Origin of the sequence: Haladaptatus sp. SPP-AMP-3, assembly GCF_049568665.1 — an archaeon.
Lineage (GTDB): Archaea > Halobacteriota > Halobacteria > Halobacteriales > Haladaptataceae > Haladaptatus > Haladaptatus paucihalophilus.
Genome location: NZ_CP145901.1, coordinates 580,399 through 597,022, shown reverse-complemented (window position 1 = coordinate 597,022; position 16,624 = coordinate 580,399). Strand labels below are relative to the sequence as shown.

Below are 16,624 nucleotides of genomic sequence, written 5' to 3'. Positions count from 1 at the left end.
ACGAGGCCTTCACAAACCGACGTCAGTCACGAATCGATGCATCGGGCTTCCAACGAAGATGTTTCTGAGCAGCCGATGAATGCCGCTACCAACTTCAGAGCGTAAGTTTCTCACACCCTCGTTTCTGTCGAATCGGTCGGATTACGTCGGTACTGAAACACAAAAAGACTGATTCCGATAAGAGTGATTAGTATTCCGGGAATTAAATACACGAGAGTTGGCCCGCAGTTATTCCCAGGACTTAGTACCGCGGCGCACATCTACCGCTGGAATGCGTATCAAACCAGGATACTATTGCTGAAAATCATCTATAAGTAAACGTTTGCATAGGTGAATTTTCTTTTATTTATTCCCAATCTATCACCATTCACTATGCATATATCTAACCATTTCTATCTTTGTACTACCAAAAGCTGAAAGGAGATCTATCCTCTCGAATTCATTTTTCATATTTACATGATCGTGTCCACCATCGTAACAAGCCCCCCGTGCATAACGTTTATCAATTATGTCATTACTTTCTAGTGAACCATCACCCGGCTTCGAGAAAACCGCATTATCTCCCCGTACACCCCACTTGTTCTGATCTAATATACCACCATTATAACCTATAAAGTCAAGCCGATCGTGTCCACCATAATCAAGATCCCCACTAATATCAAACCTCACGTACGTATTATAGTCGCTAGTAATAGTATACACAACTATTTTCTTCACATGTCCATTAAATGTGTATTTATCCACAGCCGTTCCCTCTTTAACTTCACCATGGGCATAATGGGTTCCACCGCTATTATAAACGCCGTCGTTCGATTCAAGACTACCATTAGGCTGAATAGTTCCTGTCGTCCACAACTTGTAATGCATTCTTGCAGGGGAGGATTGATTGCCAAGGGTACCTACAGATACTTTTCGTTTCAACGCACTTACTACACCACTTGCACCGACAGCAGCAGTTCCAAAAACGGTTGCTCCGGCAGCTTTTCGGATGAATTTTCGTCGACTAGTAGTTTGGTTTTCTACCATATAAATTGACTTGTACCTTAACTATATAAACATTATGTATAAACATTTTAATTTTATAACCTGATGGAAGCATATTTATAAATTCATAATGATTAATAGTCCTATATGTGGGTATTAGCTGAGAAACAAAAGATAGTTCCCGATGCATTCCGTGACGAATTCACTGCACCAATAGATCTTTCCGCTGTCCAGAAGGGGAAAACGATGGAAAACGGCCCAAACCTCCAGAATTCTTCTACGGTCAGTGTGATGCGTGGTGGTTAACCATAGGTATTTCAAGTGGTCACTGAACAAATTTGTTCGGACAATCAATAGAAGTAGACTGTTATCAGAGCACGTCTTGCATACCCAGTTACTGATCACCTCGCGTTAACTACGATCGAGCATTCTAACGCTCAATACTGCCGTTCAATAATGAATAGAGCACAGTTGCAGTGCTGCATACATCCTCTTTATTCAGTACGCAGTTCCTATCATATTTCAAGGATTTCAACAAAGCCTCTCTTTTATTTTGCGTGCGGATTGCGGGCGTCACTGCCGCCTGTACTGCCCACAGGAAGTCAATCACCGAAATCGGGCACATTTGAGAAATCAACCTCGCTACCGTCGCACGTTCTACTTTGGTTATAGAACCAATCACGCATCTTGAAACGCGTCGAAACCCCAGAAATCGGACTTCTTCCCCCAGAATTGTTCGGGATAGCCGAACCAAATCGACAATCCAGTGTCTGATTTGTGTACAGGCAAGTGAGAGAACCCAAGCAGTCCTGAATGTTTTTATTACCGTACAGAGAAGTTTGAAATACCATGTCTGGTCCACCAGGACGCACCCCTCGACCAGCAGAGACCAACACCCGACGCTCATTCAGCGGCCATGGCACCCTCACAACTGTCGAAAAAGACGGCCTTGGTCTCCTCATCGACGACACCGTTTATGCATTTGCCGATATCTCCGTTCCCTGCATTCCACTGCTCTATGTCATCATGGTCACTACCGCAGTCGAATTTGGCGGGGTCAAAAGCGCTGCCATGATCGGATGGCTAACAATGGTACTCGGAACAGCTTTGATCCGTGGTGGATGGGTACAGCCGCTCTTTACTGACATCCCCGGCTGGGTTTCGCTAACTCCATTTCTGATCGGTCTCCGGTTCCTCTATTTCAACCTCGTATTAGCAGTCATCGCCTATGGAGGTGATTTCCTCGGCAATACAGTGCAAGTCCCCGTACTCCCTATGGGGTGGGCAGTCGTGATTGGCGGGCTTGCGGTTGGGAGTTTCCCAGCGCTCGCTGGAGCAATTGCGACCCGGCGGCAATTATGACCTTTCACTTTCTTATGCTTCACGCCTAAGGGACTTGAGCAGACTTCTCACAGCGTCAGTGTCTCTCATGGCTATAGTTCTGAGGATAAAGTCATGACGAAAAACATTACTTCCCTTGGCACTAAATATCCATATGCGCTATCGGGTTCGCTGGTTGCCAGCAGTTGTTCTCGCTGTTGTCATTCTCTTGGTGTCTGTCGCTCCACGCGGGCCGGGAGAGGCTATGCTTGGTCCTTTTGGACTTATCGGTCGAGACAAATACGCACACACATTCGCGTATTGCTGTTTAGCTGGAGCAGTAACCTTCGCTCTTGTCCCACGAGACCGGTGGGTAACGACGATAGTTCTTAGCATCGTCGCCGTTTCTCTCTACGGTGGTGGGGTTGAGATTATCCAAGGGTTTGTCGGCCGCGACCTCTCGATTTTTGACTGGGCAGCGGATATCCTGGGTGCGACCGTCGGTGCGTTTCTCGCTACTCGGCTTGACCCATGGCTCACACGATTTCGCTCTACAATATCATAAGTATCGAGCCATCTTTCCCGAGGAATTCGGAGGAACTGAGTGTTGGACTGAGGAAGGTCACTAACCAATTCGCGTTTAACTAGTTCCTTCCGTCGTCAGGCACTCGTCCGAAAACACAATGGAAGTTGGTCGTTTAAAACTCAGGGACCGGAGCCAAATCCAGCGATCGCCAGCTACGTCTGGCCCAACCTTGGCTGGGGAACATACGTTAAATGGTGGCACGACTGGTGCTAAAGAGGAAATAACTTCCCAAGATATCGCTACGTCGCAATGAGATAAAAGAGATCCGTGTTCATTTTTCACTCGCTACTAAATTTTCGTAGTATGGGTCCCCTTTTCCACCGATAAACATGGATCGGGTACAATAGAAATCCAAACAGAAAACCAGAGAAACAGATGACATAGAGGTCACTAAGATACAGTGCACCATATAACGGATTTCCTTCTAAAGGATAGAACGGCTGCATATCTGAGTGCATTATCGCATCGAGTATAAGATGAGTATAAACGCCCACTATACTGGCGGCTAAGATTTTAGATATCGATCGATTCTGTGCTAATCCTACTGGACCAGCAATTAGGTTCCAGTATGGTTTTAATTTGAACATGGCAGCAGCAAGCACGCCAGCTAAGAACGTTCCACCAATTAAGGTGTGCAGTGGACCATGGAGGTTGCCAGTAAATGGTCCAAAATAAATCGCAATTGATCGGGTATCAACAATTACGGTCCCTACACAAAGTGTTGGAAAGTCAAGCCAGCGGTAGCATGCTAAACCAAGGAATAGACCAATCCCGAGATGGAAGGGCGTTAATGGCATATTCAACGGATAGATGACATTGAACTTTATATTTTTGTTTCTATTATTACCACATTATCTATGTCAATCACCCTTATTAGATGGTGAAACACGAGAATACTGATTCCAATGAGAACGGCAAGAATTCTGGGAATAAAATAGTAAAAATTTGGATTGCAGTGACACAGTATATTCTCCGGCTGAAGAGAAAACCAAGTCAAGATAGAACCGCTAAGGATACCGAAAATACCGAATTTTGAGATGTATCACAGTAAATCTCTTGTTTCGACGTAAGATCGATTGATTCAATTCCACTACGAGTTACGCACAGATTGATGTGGGGGTCCCGGGGGTTGGTTACTTCCGCTTATGGATTTAACCGGCAGAAAATCAGGTTCAGTCTTCTTGTTTGTCCTTGTCGATGGAGAGATCGTCTTTCGTGATCGCCTTGGCGTCGCACTCGGCCGCACGCATCGTAGCATCATCGACCATCCCAACGATATCCGCTGCTGCTCATTCCCGCCGCTACCCCGTTATCAGGTACGGTGTGATTCGAGACTCTCGAATATCTTTTTCCCCCTTCGTGTTGCGAGTTCCGACGGTGGGGCAACGCGATACGCGAGTTCGGTTCGGTGCTGCTCATCGGACGGTGAGTCGTTACGAAGAATCGCGACTAACATTCCATCAGACGAGCGCAAGAGGATGCCGTCCTCTGTGACTGACGACCGCAATCCCTTCAATGACTGTTCAACGAGTTCTTGGGCTTCTGCTGGCTCGATTGTGAGTTGCACGGTGTCAAATTCTGGCCGATCGCGAGTCGTTGCTGTCATGCTTCGTTTTCATCGGGTTAGACGATTGTAAACCCATCTCTCTCATTAACCTGTCCCGCGCGTTCTCTCCTGTCCAAACGACGAATCAGCGCGATCCGAAAGCAGTAACATCTTCAACTCTGAAAAATTTCGGACGGAAGCGAACTCATCGGGCACCGAGCGGTCGGTGAGCTATTGATTCTCACTTCATTATCCGTACCGAAGACATCTAGTTGATCGACAGAAGATGCAGATAGTTGCACTCTCGGTAGAATTATTGCACTCCACAACCAATTACCGAGTATGACTGACGCACCGGGAACCGACGTGTGGAGAGAAAACACGAGTGCATTCGACCGTGTTCGCTCGATTGCCGTGACACTCTCCCAACCACGCACCGCCGACTGGATCGCCGAGGAAGCCCTGGTCGCTGGAAATACTGCCCGTGACCATCTCCAGCGACTCGTCGATATGAACGTCCTCCAGACTGTTTCGGGTGAGCAGGCAACGCTCTATCAGCCTGATCCGCTCTACACGCGGATGCGGGCGCTCCGTGACTTGCTGGATGACCGCGATCGCGATGATCTCATCCAGTTGCGTGCTGACCTCCAAGAGCAAATCGAATCATGGCAACATGAGTACGATGCCAATTCCCCAGACAGGCTCCGTGAAATGGCTGCGCAGGTAGAGACAGCTGCCGAGACACGAGAAGTACGGCAGGTCGCGAGTGACTGGGATATCGTCCGGTATCGACTGCGCCTTATCGAGGATGCGATCGAACACTACTCGGATTACTCGGGCACAGCGCCCGCACCTGCCTAACATGATTGCCAATGTTCGCTGCTGACGGTGGGTATGATGCTGGAGAGGCGTCACACGACATACTGCTCGAACTGCGAAGAAACGCTGGCAGACACCCAGGCGTGACTGAGGCACGCGGCGTTCCGGATGGACAGTTCACGCGTGTCCAAGCAACGCTTGATCCAACGGTGTTTGGTGGATCGGCTCGGTCAGGGTCGTTCACAATCCGATGGTTTGCCGGAGAGACTCCAACCGAACGAGCCGAGTTTTCATTTCACTACAGTGAACCCTCGGGATTTGATTGCGGGTGGCATTGCGAGCCAAATCCGCATGTGAATGGCTGGGAGCACTATCAAGAGCGAGAGGCACCTGCTGAGGAGTATATGTATGAGGCAGTGGCATTTGGAAGTGAGCATCCTGTGCGGGTGCTGTGGGAGGTTCTTGATAGGTTAGAGACGGTACTCCAGCATCGGTGAGTTCTGTCAACGACAATCGAGAAGATCGTCTTTCGTGATCGCCTCAGCGTCACGTTCGGCCGCACGCATCGCAGCATCATCGACCATCCCGACGATATCCGCCGCGCTGCGATCTGCTGTCTGTTCAGCAAGCGTCTCATAATCGTCGTCATCGAGATTTGATGGAAGTTCACGAAGTCGTACACGGAAAATCAGTTCCCGTGCCTCTTTGTCAGGCAGACCCACCTCGTACTGCTGATCAAATCGTCCTCGGCGAGTAGCGGCTTCATCAAGCAAATCCGCGCGGTTTGTCGCCGCGATAAGCAGAAAGCTCGGGTCTTCATCGTCCAAGTGTGCGAGAAACTCGTTGACGACTTGAGCATGCTCACGGTGAAGATCGTTCCCACGACCGGCAAGGAGTGCGTCAATCTCGTCGACGAAGATCATACAGCGCTCGAATTGCTCGGCCTCATTGAACAACTGATTGACTTGCTCAGTGGATTCGTTCACCCACCGACTTTTGATATCACCAGCGCTCAACTCGAGGTATGGATGGCCGAGTTCGCCAGCAATCGCCCGGGCGAAGTGTGTTTTTCCGGTACCAGGTGGGCCATGCAAGAGGATGCCGTTTGGTGGCGAGACGTTGAACCGCTCGTAGGCGGCATCGGTGTGTGAGAGCGGGCGAAGAACTGACCGCATTATATTGCGTTTGAGGGTGTCCATCCCCCCAACATCGCGAAACCTCGTGGTGGGTGCTGACTCCCAGCCAAATGTGAAATCAGACTGAATATCCGTCATCGTCTCTTTGTTGTGATTCTGATGCTGACTCTGCTCTTGTCGTTCCGTGGATTGGCTATCCTGTTGGCTACCATCTCGGGATTGTGATCGCTGTTTCACGGTCTCCTTGGAGTGATCCTCATCCGAGCCGAGGACTACTGAAAAGCTCGTTAACTGTATTGGGATGCATGCTATCCAACTAAGACCCATCAACCATGGATCGTCAAGCATGGGAGCAACACGGAAGAGTTGCAAAACACCTGCAAGCTGTGGGGAAAGATGGGTCCAAAGCGGAAGAAACCACACACCAGTTAGTAGAGCTAGTCCAATAACTTCTCCAAGAATCCATCCAGAATCTATGTCTTGGGGATCCAATCGAGCTACCTGGTTCGTGAGGTCATAGATTATAGAGGTTACAAGAGTTGGAATAGTCCAGATAGCAAATACCCCGATAATTGCTGGGATGAGTATACCAACAGTTGAGGCGAGTTCACCTGTGACCAGTAATAATCCAATTGGAACAAGGAAATAACACACCGAGGCAATCAGTGTCGAGAGCGCAATTCTAGTAAGTCTCTTGGGATCGCGTGAGCGATTGTTCTGCGCTGCGGTGGACGTTATCTTTTCTGGACCGTCCATGAGTTATCTTAGTTTTCCCCCGTGATAAGTGCGTTCTGTGAGCCAGGTTATTTGGTTCCCCGTTTCTCCGAAGATGAATCGGTCCATTCGTTCAACCTGCTTTGATCTGCTTTTGATCCATTCTCGGATGGGTCTATAACTGGATTTTCACGATAGTGACCGAGACCAGCTTCTGCCCAGTCAAGGGGTGAGCGATCAAGATTTCGCAATGCAAAATTTGTGCCGACACGAGCATCGTTTGCAGCACGCTTCCCACCGCTCTTTGCTCGCTTTCCCTTTTTCTTCATGAATTCAACCCCTTGCTCTGTTCTGGGCCCTTCAATTTTGGATCCAGCACGACTTTTTGCGCTTCCAACAGTTGAACTGGCTTTACCGACACTTCCCCTAACCGCTCCACCAGTGAGACGCTGGTCAAGAGAGCCCATCTTAGACCCTGCATAGCTACCTGCTTGCTTCCCACCAAAGCGTGCCTGCTTCATGATACTGGCACGGCTCGACTCCTGCGACCCACCTGCTGATGCCGACGACCGACGTCGAGATGTCCGCTTCCGCCGACTGCGGATCCGACCAGGGACAAAACCCGAGGACATGGCTGTTTTCAGCCCATAGACGGCAGGTGCGACCAAGCCAATCAGCCAGAAGAGGAACGACTCGAGCACATCATTGAACGAACCAGGATCCGACCCTGCAGTGGCCGCTGTATGTGTAGCTGTGCCAGATCCAGTGGCACCGATCGCGGCAGCGCCAACATACATGAGGGCAGCCATGAAGATCCCTGCGAGAAACAGCGAGAGCGTCGCGTTAATGAACATCTTCGCGGCTTTCGCTGAATCCTCGAATGGCCCAAAGTCGAGATAGAGCATCACCGCCAAAATCGGCAGCGTCACAAACATCGCGACGAAAAGGAACTCCCGGATCACCAGCATTGCAAACAACAGGAGAATTCCAGCAATGGAGGTTACACTCAAAATTACCATGCCGACTGCGACGACACCTGCTGAAGCGGCTGCACCCTCCATCCCGGTTTTGAGCACTTGCGTCCCGAATGCGCCATAGCTGTTCGGGTAAATGTAGGCGATGACCGCGTTCACGAGCAGCAGGCCGAAATGCATGAGCTGGCGACCAACGGCAACAAAGATAATTGCCTTGAGTGCCTTCCAAACCAGGATGACACTATCGACGTCGGCTTTCTTTGAAAATGGTTGGGAGGCAAAGCCAGCCATTACCACGACCACCAGCAACTGTGGAAAAATACCCAACAGGTGGTCAAACGCCTGGAGGTACTGCGGATCGGTATAGGGGCTATCAAACACCAAGAAGGTGTACACGCCACCCGACATCAACAGGCCCACAAAGCCCATGAGCTTCGTCATGAGCCAGGTGAACAGATCCGCAATCCACCCGGTGAACCCAGCGGCAAGAACGAATGACGTCATCTCTGCCGGGAGATGGCTGGCGTCGACTACGAGCTTGGGAACACTGTGAACGATGGTTGTGCCGTGTGAGTGGAGGGTGGGGATCATTGGGTGTCAAAAAGATGGTGTTTGCTTGTATATCAATACCATCGCGTAAAAATATTTTCTTAGATATTCTGAATTATTATCGACGGAGATAGTGAAATGGGAGATAGAATAGCACGAATGCGATGACAGCTACGAATCCTTTACTCAATGCCACCAGTGCACTATAGATGTTGAACGGAGTCGGCGCAAATCGAATCTGATTGTGCGATGGGGCGTAGTAGAGCCCTCGTGAATCGTTGGCGACACCGCGAAACGTGGCCTCGACAGCACTCTCATCACGCGTGACGACAGCGATCCCGTCACTGTTGGTGGTGACACGTCCCTGGACGGCCCCGTGGAGATAGATCGATTGGTTAGGGACCGGGCTCCCAGTCTGTGCGTCGGTGAGTTTGATCCGAACGTGTTTCTTACCCTGCTTCGTGAGTGTGAGCGAAACCGGGTGTTCGGAGACAGTCCTCGTTTTCAGTTGGATCGCATCGCCATGGATATCGTAGAGCGTGGTAAGTGGCTGATCGACGTTCGTGATGACTACACGAGTGGACGCCCGTGGTGGAACCGATGAGAGGTTGACGGTCGGTCTGAGCGGTGCTGCCTTTGGAGCGAGCGGAACGGTGCGAACGCGACTAACAGTTGCCGTCGACGCAGTCTGTGAATTCTTACGAGCAATCGCTGGCTTGCTTCGAACGGCGATCAGCTGTTTTTCGAGGACGTCCGGTGGCGGGACTGTTCTCTGTGAGGTCGTACTGAGTGGCGAGGAGCGATTGACCGACCTGTTGAGCGGAACTAACGGTTGTGATGTATTGAGTGAGAGCGTCGTGTTGGGACGCTGGGTGCCGATCGTTGCATTCTGATATCGATGCTGGGAGTAGACGCCCCATACGTTCTCGAGGCGCATCTGCCCTGATTTGAACGACGCATAACTCCAGTGTCGACGAGTATTGACGGTCGTTGGCCCGTCGAGGTGGAGAATAATTCGTTTGAGTTCGCCGTTGTCAGTGACGAGTGTTTGCGTTGCGTTGAACTGCTGGTTCGGTGTGATCACGACGGGTGCTGCATCGCGAACAGTATGCGAAAGGAGAGTCGTATTCGAGGTCACATTTGTCCGCTCCCATCCCGAACTCGTCCGGATTGAGACGGTCTTGTGAATGGCCAACTGCGTTGTGATCGTCCCTTTCACGACCATTGTCGTTCGTCCGGTCGCCTGTGCGTTCTTGTATGTGAGCGGCCGCGATGCTTCGGCCTCTTGTAAGGGTTCTCCAGTAGCCCATGTTTGCGAGCCAATTCTGAGTGACCGATTGATAGACTGGCTCGTAACGGAGTAGTCGAGACAGGTTTTCGTGCCATTCGTGACTGTACAGGTTTGATTTGGAATCGCCGTCGAGTAATCGAGCGAGGCGAGAATAGACCCGTTTCGGGGAAGCAAGAAGAGATTTTGTGACGATGTGTTCGTTCGCCCCAGACGGGTTTGGGTGCCGTTCTGCGTCCCGAGGATCGTCACATGCGCATTCGTGACGACAGTGCCGTTCGAGCGATTCGAATCAGGGAACCACACGCTCGTCGAGCGATTGTGCGGAAGGTTCTGGAGATTAGTGCGCCGATACTCGGCAAGCGTCTGATTGTCAGGCCCGACTTTGTGGGATGGCTGGGACGTTGAATACGTGAAATCACGAGCGCGACTGGCATTTGCTGCGGAGATATTCGGAGACTGGAGGATCGTACGGAGGTCTGGTTGAATGAACGGTGGTAGTGCACCGATGTTGGGGTCTGGATCATCAGAGACGAAGACGTCAGTAGCATTGGCGGGTTGGTTGGTGCTGACGCCAGTGGCAAATGAACCGAGTAGCAGAAGCAAGACGACGAGTCCAAGAATGAGTGGCCGAAGACGTGTGTCCGAGAGTGGTGGCATTTGTGGGGAAAGAGCTCAGGGCGATGGTCGGGCGATGATATACAGGAGACGAAACTAGCCCACCGTCGTTAGAAGAACGGGGGGACGATCATCCCCGGAGCGAGGTTTTCGAAGAGCGTGACGAACACATTATAGCTGACCGAGAGCACGATCATGCCAGCACCACCCCACAGAGCACGCCAGCCCCACTGTGTGCGACTCGCGTTCCGCCCTGAGACGAACCATAGCGCTGCGCCAACGAGAAAAACGATGACTCCGATTTGGCCCAGTGTGGTTGCGACGAATTGTTCGATCTCGCTGAGCGAGTTGTTGATCTCGCTTTGTTGCGCGGCGGCGATACCAGTACTGACACCGAATGCGAGCAGGGCAGTGACCAGAGACGTAATTCGATGGCGGAATGGGACGTGCATACACGGTTTCGTTCTTTTCCCCGTGATAAAAACTTTAGCCCTTATGAATAATATACTGAATTTTACCTGGCGTGGAGGAGCAATCTGGACTCATTTTGAAGATGGTTTCGGACGATCACGATAGTCGAGACTCATCTTCTCCCAGCAAAGACAAACGTTGGTCCCGTATTCTTCCGCGCGTTCCACATTGATTATTCACTATATATTATAGTAGGATTTAAGTAGCGGAGATTAGTCACTCCAGTATGACTAATTCAGAACCTGACCAAGACACCTCTGCTGACAGACATGAGAACAAATCCGATCTTGATTTTGCGTCGTATAATCTCCCGACTGATCTCACTGCCTTTCAGGCACACCTCTTGTGTCTCATCTACCGCTTAGGACCTGCTGAGGGCGTCGATTTGCAGGAAGCTCTGGAAGACATCTATCCAGAGCCGATCAATCACGGCCGATTGTATCCTGGTCTCGATCGACTCGTTGAGAAAGGGCTGATCTCGAAGCAGACGAAAGCAAGCGATAAGCGACGAAACGCGTATGCGACTGTCGGTCGTGGTGACTGGGCAGTCGAAGAGTATCACCGATTCATGCACGATATTGTGACGCCGGAGTAGCCATCAAAACACCTCTCACTGCTGATTGTCGCTCTCTCGGTCGGTCACATCACCGTCTACGATAGGGCTTGAGTCAAGACTGATTCTCTTACAGAAAGGCTCCCGCGAACGGAGAGAGTGCGAAGATGACAGTCCCCATCGCGAGTATGCCAAGTAACAAGAAGAAAGTGTTCGCGAGTGTGCTCGCCGAACGAAGGCGTGACAGTGAGATCCGCCGCAGAGAGAACGGGAGGAACGACTGGATACCACTAACGGTAATGATGTCGCCAGCGAGATGCACGCAGACGCCAAGAACTCCGATGACAAACCCGAGTTCAACGAGCGTTCCGGGAGTGAGCGTAGCAAGTTGCTCAGTCGCGATTACAACTACTGTGATATTGGTCGCTGGAAAGACAGCCGTCTGTAACCAATGTGCAAGTGGGACAGTGAGATACCGTCCAAGAAGCCAACCACAACCGGCACACAAGAATCCAACAATGCCAGCGGTCAGCAACGAGTGACTCACTCCACGGTGCGAGAGTCCAGGTATCCAGTGGTCATTATCAGGAAGCGGTTCAACGAAGAGTAGCCAAAAACGAGCAACCCAGCAGTGCGAACTGGTGATGGAAGACTCCAATAAAACATCCTATTGGTTTCCCTGTGAATGACGGTAATGGGAATTCGATCCTATATCACCGCTAATGTATTGCATGAAGAATCGATTAACTCTCCGTGCAATACGTTTGTAATCCGTTACTGATGAGCCGAGTTCAGCTCCGTATGCATCCCAGACCTGTTGTTTACCCCTTTCTGTTGGTTAATAATAGAGGATAGACTACTTTGTTAGGGAGGGGTTTCTATTTACAAATTATCTATATTTTTCTTTTAGACCCATCATAATAATCTGTACGAGCATTATAATTGATCTATATATGAGTAAAACCATTGTGCGAAGAGGGTTTGTAGATGGCACGAGCAATCGGAGAGAAGCCGAGACAGTTCTCGGGAACAAGCAATCGGAAAGTACCGTAGAGATCAGGGAACACTCGAGCAATCAAATCGACTGCAGGAACTCGTCGAAGGAAGGGATGTGAATGCCGACCTACGACATCGTCGAACAAGGAGCGGACGATACCGGGGGGGACGCCATCGATGGCATTCTCGAGAATCTGGTTGACAATGATACGATCATCATCTTTCCGACAGGGACCTACAAACTCAACGAACTCATCGTCCCGTCGGGGACTGACCGGCTCGAACTCATCGCGCCGAACGGTGCACGCCTGGTTCCCGGACGGTCGGGCGACGACCTACCGTGGATCGACGTCTACGCACGAGGCTTCGTATTGGATGGCTTCGAACTCGACATGCGTGACACAGCGGTCCCGCCGTTCGTGCGGATGAACTCCAATTCAGGAAACTGGGAATTGAGACGCCTCATTACGCGCGGGCACGTGCGAGCGGCCACTGACGATAACGTTGGGTCGAACGATTCGGGCGATGCGCGCACGTACTTCCGGTTGTCAGCCGAAGACGGAACACGTGGGCTGCTCCAGGACTGCTACTTTCACGAGGGGTCGTGTGCACCGGATGAGGCGAGCAATCGGCGTGCAATCCTCGTCGAATCTGGGAAGGGATTGCTCACGTTCAACCGCTGTTGGTTCGAACACTGGGGAGAAAACACTATTTACGCAAAGAAGCCGGAAGGGGGCATGAAAATCCTGAACAGCTTCGTCCGAAATTCACAGAGCGGGATGCGACTCGGTGGCAACAGCGAGGTTCGTAACTGCGTCTCGATCAAAGATGCCCGACATCCGATACAGGCGTGGTCGGGTGGGTCGCTCCAACGCGGCGTGAACGTGGAGGCGAACGTACCGGCGGACCCGTCGGACGGCATCAACAGCTACGATGGGAGGATTACTATCGCCGACAGCGACTTCTACCATCGGTATTTGGATAGCAGCTGCGGCGGAGCGATCACGGCGGTAGCACCGTGCCAGGAAATAGATGTCCGGCGGGTCCGAATCAGCTATGATTCGACGAAGAATCACGACGCGATATACACGTACGAGGCCACGACGTACGACGGCACGCCCGCGAACCTCGAGTATCTGCGACTCGAAGACGTGCAAGTCACCAACAACCACAATTCGGAGTATGCCATCTACATCGGCCAGGAGCCGGATATGTGGGGACCGGTATCTGGAGTGTTAGGTGGGAGTGGTCCGCAAACAAACTCCAGTTATGTCGAATCTCAGATGACCATCAATGGCGATCCTGCACAGCCGGATACGACGCCACCGTTGCCGAGTCCACCGCCACTTGGAGAGATACCGATGGAGAATGCACAACTCGTTCGTGTCGATAATAAAGGCAATAACTCACCGGCGACGTTCGAGATTACGGCAGGAGAGTACGTCCTGCCGGCAGGTAACGACGGTGTGACGATAGCGACAGAATGGGGGCCGGACGGCGGGCCGCAACGGCCGCCGAATTCGGAGGTTGCCACTGGAACCGTCCCAGCTGGGAAGGCCTATGCCTTTTATGTGACTGGTGGCATCGTCTCGACGGAGGCGGACGGGCCAGCTATTTGGACAGTTGATGGAGATGTGTACAATCCAGGAACAGAGGGAGTTCTGATGACGGACACGATTACCAGTGGTGTACAGGAAAGCAGAGATCAGTGGAAGCAAGCGGATTCGGTTGTGCAACCGAATAGTGTCGTTATCGCAAAGCCACTGTCATTCAATGGAGGTCAACCAGCGCATGTCCGCCTGCGAAACGTCACCGATGGCAGCTTCGAATTCAAACTCGAAGAATGGGAGTATCTTGATGGCTCGCACGTTAGCGAGACATTCCACACACTCTCAATGGTAGCGAACGAATACAAGTTGGAGTTGGCCAACGGTACTCTATATCGCATGAAAGCTGGAAGTGTATCTGCCCAACATAATTTCATTTCTGTATCACTGGATGACTTTTTTGACACAGAAACCACGATTATACTAACACAATCGCAAACATTCAATGGCCCTGCTCCGATTATCACACGACTACGAAACGTGACGAATGAATCGTTTGAAGTACAACTTCAGGAGGAAGAATCGGGAGGTGGTCATACCTACGAGAATATTGGCTATATTGCCCTACCAAAAGTGACAAGTAAAATGAATGGAATACCCTTCGAAGTGCAACGAACAAGTGATAGAGTCACTACACAATGGACTCATATTAGCTTCAATCAGGAATACGACACACCACATTTTGTTGCTAATATCCAAACTTACAACGGTAGCGATGTTGCAAACCTACGTTATCGAAATCTATCTAAAAGTGGCGTTGAAGTTAAAATTGAAGAAGAAAAGAGTGTCGATGCAGAAGGGGGCCATGTTGCTGAATCTATAGGATACGCTGTTTTCGATGACCTAGTATAAGTCCATTCATATGCGTTTAGGTGTATATTATTTCGCTAAACTAATAGAGGATTAAATTTGAGTGCATTGAGGAGGGAAGGACCATTAAATGTAATTTTTTCATAAATAGCCAAGGTCAGCTAACCTTGCTGCAGTCGCATCATCCACATTAATCTCCCCTGAATCTTGTGCAGCCATTTTTGCGGCTGATTGAATATTTTCCTCAAATATTTCCTCCTTCTCTTTAGGAACCGACACATCACGGTTTGTTATCGATTGCCACGATGGTTGCCTCGCATCGAGATTTATCAATTGACATCGGCCGTTTTCACTCCATTCATATTTCTCTCCCTCCACATAGAGACAGCGTCGAGCTAAATCCCACTTCTCGGCATCGGAGGGCGGTTCCGGTCCTGCGCTCATACCCATGATTTCCGCAGGGACAACTTTACGTTCAATCGCAGCAACCCGATCATCGGCAATAGCGCCAATATACTCTGGTAAATCGAGGTGAGAAATGAATGCTGATTCATTTCCGTTATCGGGTGCATTGACCACTTCAAATGGGACATGTAATAGTGCCTCTGAAAGACTACTTTTATGTTCCCAATTGTTTTCTTCACAATCATAGCCCAAGTTTTCCCCGTGGTCAGAAGTTATAATTATTGTGGTGTCCCCATCTATATCTTTAATATCTTGGATAAAATCGCCAACTATTTTATCAAGATATGCAACGCTCGACTTGTATAGGTTTCTATAATTATGGATATCTTCGGAATGACTATCGCGATTGTAGACATAATCCCAATAATCAATATTCGAGGAGCTCCAAGATAGAGGGACGTTGTCACAGCGCTCCATTCCATGAAAATGACTCATGGGAGCATGTGCTTCCATCATATTTGCAAAGGCGAAGACAGGTTTTTCAGACGTCTTAAGTAATTGGGTTAATTCACGCGTAATAAGCTTAGCACCATCATCAACAGGATCAGGGATGGGTCTTCCTATCGAAGCGGCCTTTGCCAAGGAAAACCCACCATTAACGAGGCTCTTAACAGAATGGTCGTGTGAAAACGCATCTCTTAAAAAAGACAAATACAAATCAAGCCCTGACCCATCACTCTCATGAAAATACGTAGTTGCGTTTAGACCATCGGGATACGGTTGATACCGAGGAGCCTCAATATATTGGTCAAATAGTTCGTCAAAACCGTATGCACTACTTGCATAAATATTGGAGCTAATGCAGATCGAGTGGTAATCGTTCGGAAGGTTGGTTTGGATTCGGTTAGGAATCGAACTCATATCTCGATTATATGTGTGAATACCATGTTCAGATGGTAATTTACCACTAAACATGCTCGCGTGACTCGGAACACTCCATGACGAGGCGGCACGAGCTTGTTGGTAGGATAAGTCAGAATATTTTTGTATTCTTGTAGACCATTCATCAAAAATGTCTTTTCGAACTGCGTCTAGAGTTAGTAGGATAATATTTCGATTAGCCATTTGATTATTAGCTTCTTGAATATTAGTAAAGGGGATGGAGATATGATTTTTTTGGTTTTGAATGCCTCCAATCCACCCGCTTTATTTTAATATTTTTATATATACACAAATATTGATGATGTA

The 16,624-nt window shown here is 49.8% G+C and carries 13 protein-coding genes; 5 read left to right on the top strand and 8 right to left on the bottom strand.

The window, feature by feature from the left end:
- Window positions 1–360 precede the first annotated feature (360 nt).
- A complete protein-coding gene (locus V5735_RS22795; protein ID WP_423746945.1) occupies window positions 361–1,026 on the bottom strand; it encodes a hypothetical protein in 666 nt (221 codons plus the stop codon).
- An 807-nt stretch (window positions 1,027–1,833) separates the two neighbouring features.
- On the opposite strand from V5735_RS22795, the gene V5735_RS22790 reads away from it, so the two are divergent.
- Together V5735_RS22790 and V5735_RS22785 are read left to right on the top strand one after the other, a co-directional pair.
- Window positions 1,834–2,346: a hypothetical protein gene (locus V5735_RS22790; RefSeq protein ID WP_423746944.1), complete on the top strand. Its 513-nt coding sequence runs from the start codon at window positions 1,834–1,836 to the stop codon at window positions 2,344–2,346.
- 133 nt (window positions 2,347–2,479) lie between these two features.
- A complete protein-coding gene (locus V5735_RS22785) occupies window positions 2,480–2,869 on the top strand; it encodes a VanZ family protein (RefSeq protein ID WP_423747232.1) in 390 nt (129 codons plus the stop codon).
- A gap of 299 nt (window positions 2,870–3,168) precedes the next feature.
- Here the strand turns inward: V5735_RS22785 and V5735_RS22780 are convergent, their stop codons facing one another.
- Window positions 3,169–3,687, bottom strand: a complete 519-nt coding sequence (locus V5735_RS22780; RefSeq protein WP_423746943.1) for a hypothetical protein — start codon at window positions 3,685–3,687, stop codon at window positions 3,169–3,171.
- A gap of 1,091 nt (window positions 3,688–4,778) precedes the next feature.
- Between V5735_RS22780 and V5735_RS22775 the strand changes: the two genes are divergently transcribed.
- Window positions 4,779–5,297, top strand: a complete 519-nt coding sequence (locus V5735_RS22775) for a DUF7342 family protein (RefSeq protein WP_423746942.1) — start codon at window positions 4,779–4,781, stop codon at window positions 5,295–5,297.
- A gap of 461 nt (window positions 5,298–5,758) precedes the next feature.
- Here the strand turns inward: V5735_RS22775 and V5735_RS22770 are convergent, their stop codons facing one another.
- The 4 genes from V5735_RS22770 to V5735_RS22755 form a co-directional block, all read right to left on the bottom strand.
- On the bottom strand, window positions 5,759–7,147 hold the full coding sequence (locus V5735_RS22770; protein WP_423746941.1) for an AAA family ATPase: 1,389 nt from the start codon (window positions 7,145–7,147) through the stop codon (window positions 5,759–5,761).
- A gap of 47 nt (window positions 7,148–7,194) precedes the next feature.
- Complete coding sequence (locus V5735_RS22765; RefSeq protein WP_423746940.1) at window positions 7,195–8,670, bottom strand: hypothetical protein; 1,476 nt, start codon at window positions 8,668–8,670, stop codon at window positions 7,195–7,197.
- Between the two features lie 76 nt (window positions 8,671–8,746).
- The gene (locus V5735_RS22760; RefSeq protein WP_423746939.1) at window positions 8,747–9,853 is read right to left on the bottom strand and encodes a hypothetical protein; all 1,107 of its coding nucleotides are present in this window, start codon (window positions 9,851–9,853) and stop codon (window positions 8,747–8,749) included.
- Window positions 9,854–10,644: 791 nt separating this feature from the next.
- Window positions 10,645–10,986: a hypothetical protein gene (locus V5735_RS22755; RefSeq protein WP_423746938.1), complete on the bottom strand. Its 342-nt coding sequence runs from the start codon at window positions 10,984–10,986 to the stop codon at window positions 10,645–10,647.
- A 245-nt stretch (window positions 10,987–11,231) separates the two neighbouring features.
- Between V5735_RS22755 and V5735_RS22750 the strand changes: the two genes are divergently transcribed.
- Window positions 11,232–11,600 carry a helix-turn-helix transcriptional regulator gene (locus V5735_RS22750; RefSeq protein ID WP_423746937.1) on the top strand — a complete coding sequence of 123 codons (369 nt, stop codon included), beginning with the start codon at window positions 11,232–11,234 and terminating at the stop codon, window positions 11,598–11,600.
- An 88-nt stretch (window positions 11,601–11,688) separates the two neighbouring features.
- Here the strand turns inward: V5735_RS22750 and V5735_RS22745 are convergent, their stop codons facing one another.
- Window positions 11,689–12,105, bottom strand: coding sequence for a metal-dependent hydrolase (locus V5735_RS22745; RefSeq protein ID WP_423747231.1), 417 nt, complete (start codon window positions 12,103–12,105; stop codon window positions 11,689–11,691).
- 568 nt (window positions 12,106–12,673) lie between these two features.
- On the opposite strand from V5735_RS22745, the gene V5735_RS22740 reads away from it, so the two are divergent.
- On the top strand, window positions 12,674–15,013 hold the full coding sequence (locus V5735_RS22740) for a hypothetical protein (protein ID WP_423746936.1): 2,340 nt from the start codon (window positions 12,674–12,676) through the stop codon (window positions 15,011–15,013).
- 99 nt (window positions 15,014–15,112) lie between these two features.
- Here the strand turns inward: V5735_RS22740 and V5735_RS22735 are convergent, their stop codons facing one another.
- Window positions 15,113–16,501: a sulfatase-like hydrolase/transferase gene (locus tag V5735_RS22735; RefSeq protein ID WP_423746935.1), complete on the bottom strand. Its 1,389-nt coding sequence runs from the start codon at window positions 16,499–16,501 to the stop codon at window positions 15,113–15,115.
- Window positions 16,502–16,624 lie beyond the last annotated feature (123 nt).

Bases quoted from the DNA above. Each gene is read 5' to 3' on its own strand.
- V5735_RS22795 (WP_423746945.1), bottom strand. From the start codon at position 1,026: ATGGTAGAAAACCAAACTACTAGTCGACGAAAATTCATCCGAAAAGCT.
- V5735_RS22790 (WP_423746944.1), top strand. From the start codon at position 1,834: ATGTCTGGTCCACCAGGACGCACCCCTCGACCAGCAGAGACCAACACC.
- V5735_RS22785 (WP_423747232.1), top strand. From the start codon at position 2,480: ATGCGCTATCGGGTTCGCTGGTTGCCAGCAGTTGTTCTCGCTGTTGTC.
- V5735_RS22780 (WP_423746943.1), bottom strand. From the start codon at position 3,687: ATGCCATTAACGCCCTTCCATCTCGGGATTGGTCTATTCCTTGGTTTA.
- V5735_RS22775 (WP_423746942.1), top strand. From the start codon at position 4,779: ATGACTGACGCACCGGGAACCGACGTGTGGAGAGAAAACACGAGTGCA.
- V5735_RS22770 (WP_423746941.1), bottom strand. From the start codon at position 7,147: ATGGACGGTCCAGAAAAGATAACGTCCACCGCAGCGCAGAACAATCGC.
- V5735_RS22765 (WP_423746940.1), bottom strand. From the start codon at position 8,670: ATGATCCCCACCCTCCACTCACACGGCACAACCATCGTTCACAGTGTT.
- V5735_RS22760 (WP_423746939.1), bottom strand. From the start codon at position 9,853: ATGGTCGTGAAAGGGACGATCACAACGCAGTTGGCCATTCACAAGACC.
- V5735_RS22755 (WP_423746938.1), bottom strand. From the start codon at position 10,986: ATGCACGTCCCATTCCGCCATCGAATTACGTCTCTGGTCACTGCCCTG.
- V5735_RS22750 (WP_423746937.1), top strand. From the start codon at position 11,232: ATGACTAATTCAGAACCTGACCAAGACACCTCTGCTGACAGACATGAG.
- V5735_RS22740 (WP_423746936.1), top strand. From the start codon at position 12,674: ATGCCGACCTACGACATCGTCGAACAAGGAGCGGACGATACCGGGGGG.
- V5735_RS22735 (WP_423746935.1), bottom strand. From the start codon at position 16,501: ATGGCTAATCGAAATATTATCCTACTAACTCTAGACGCAGTTCGAAAA.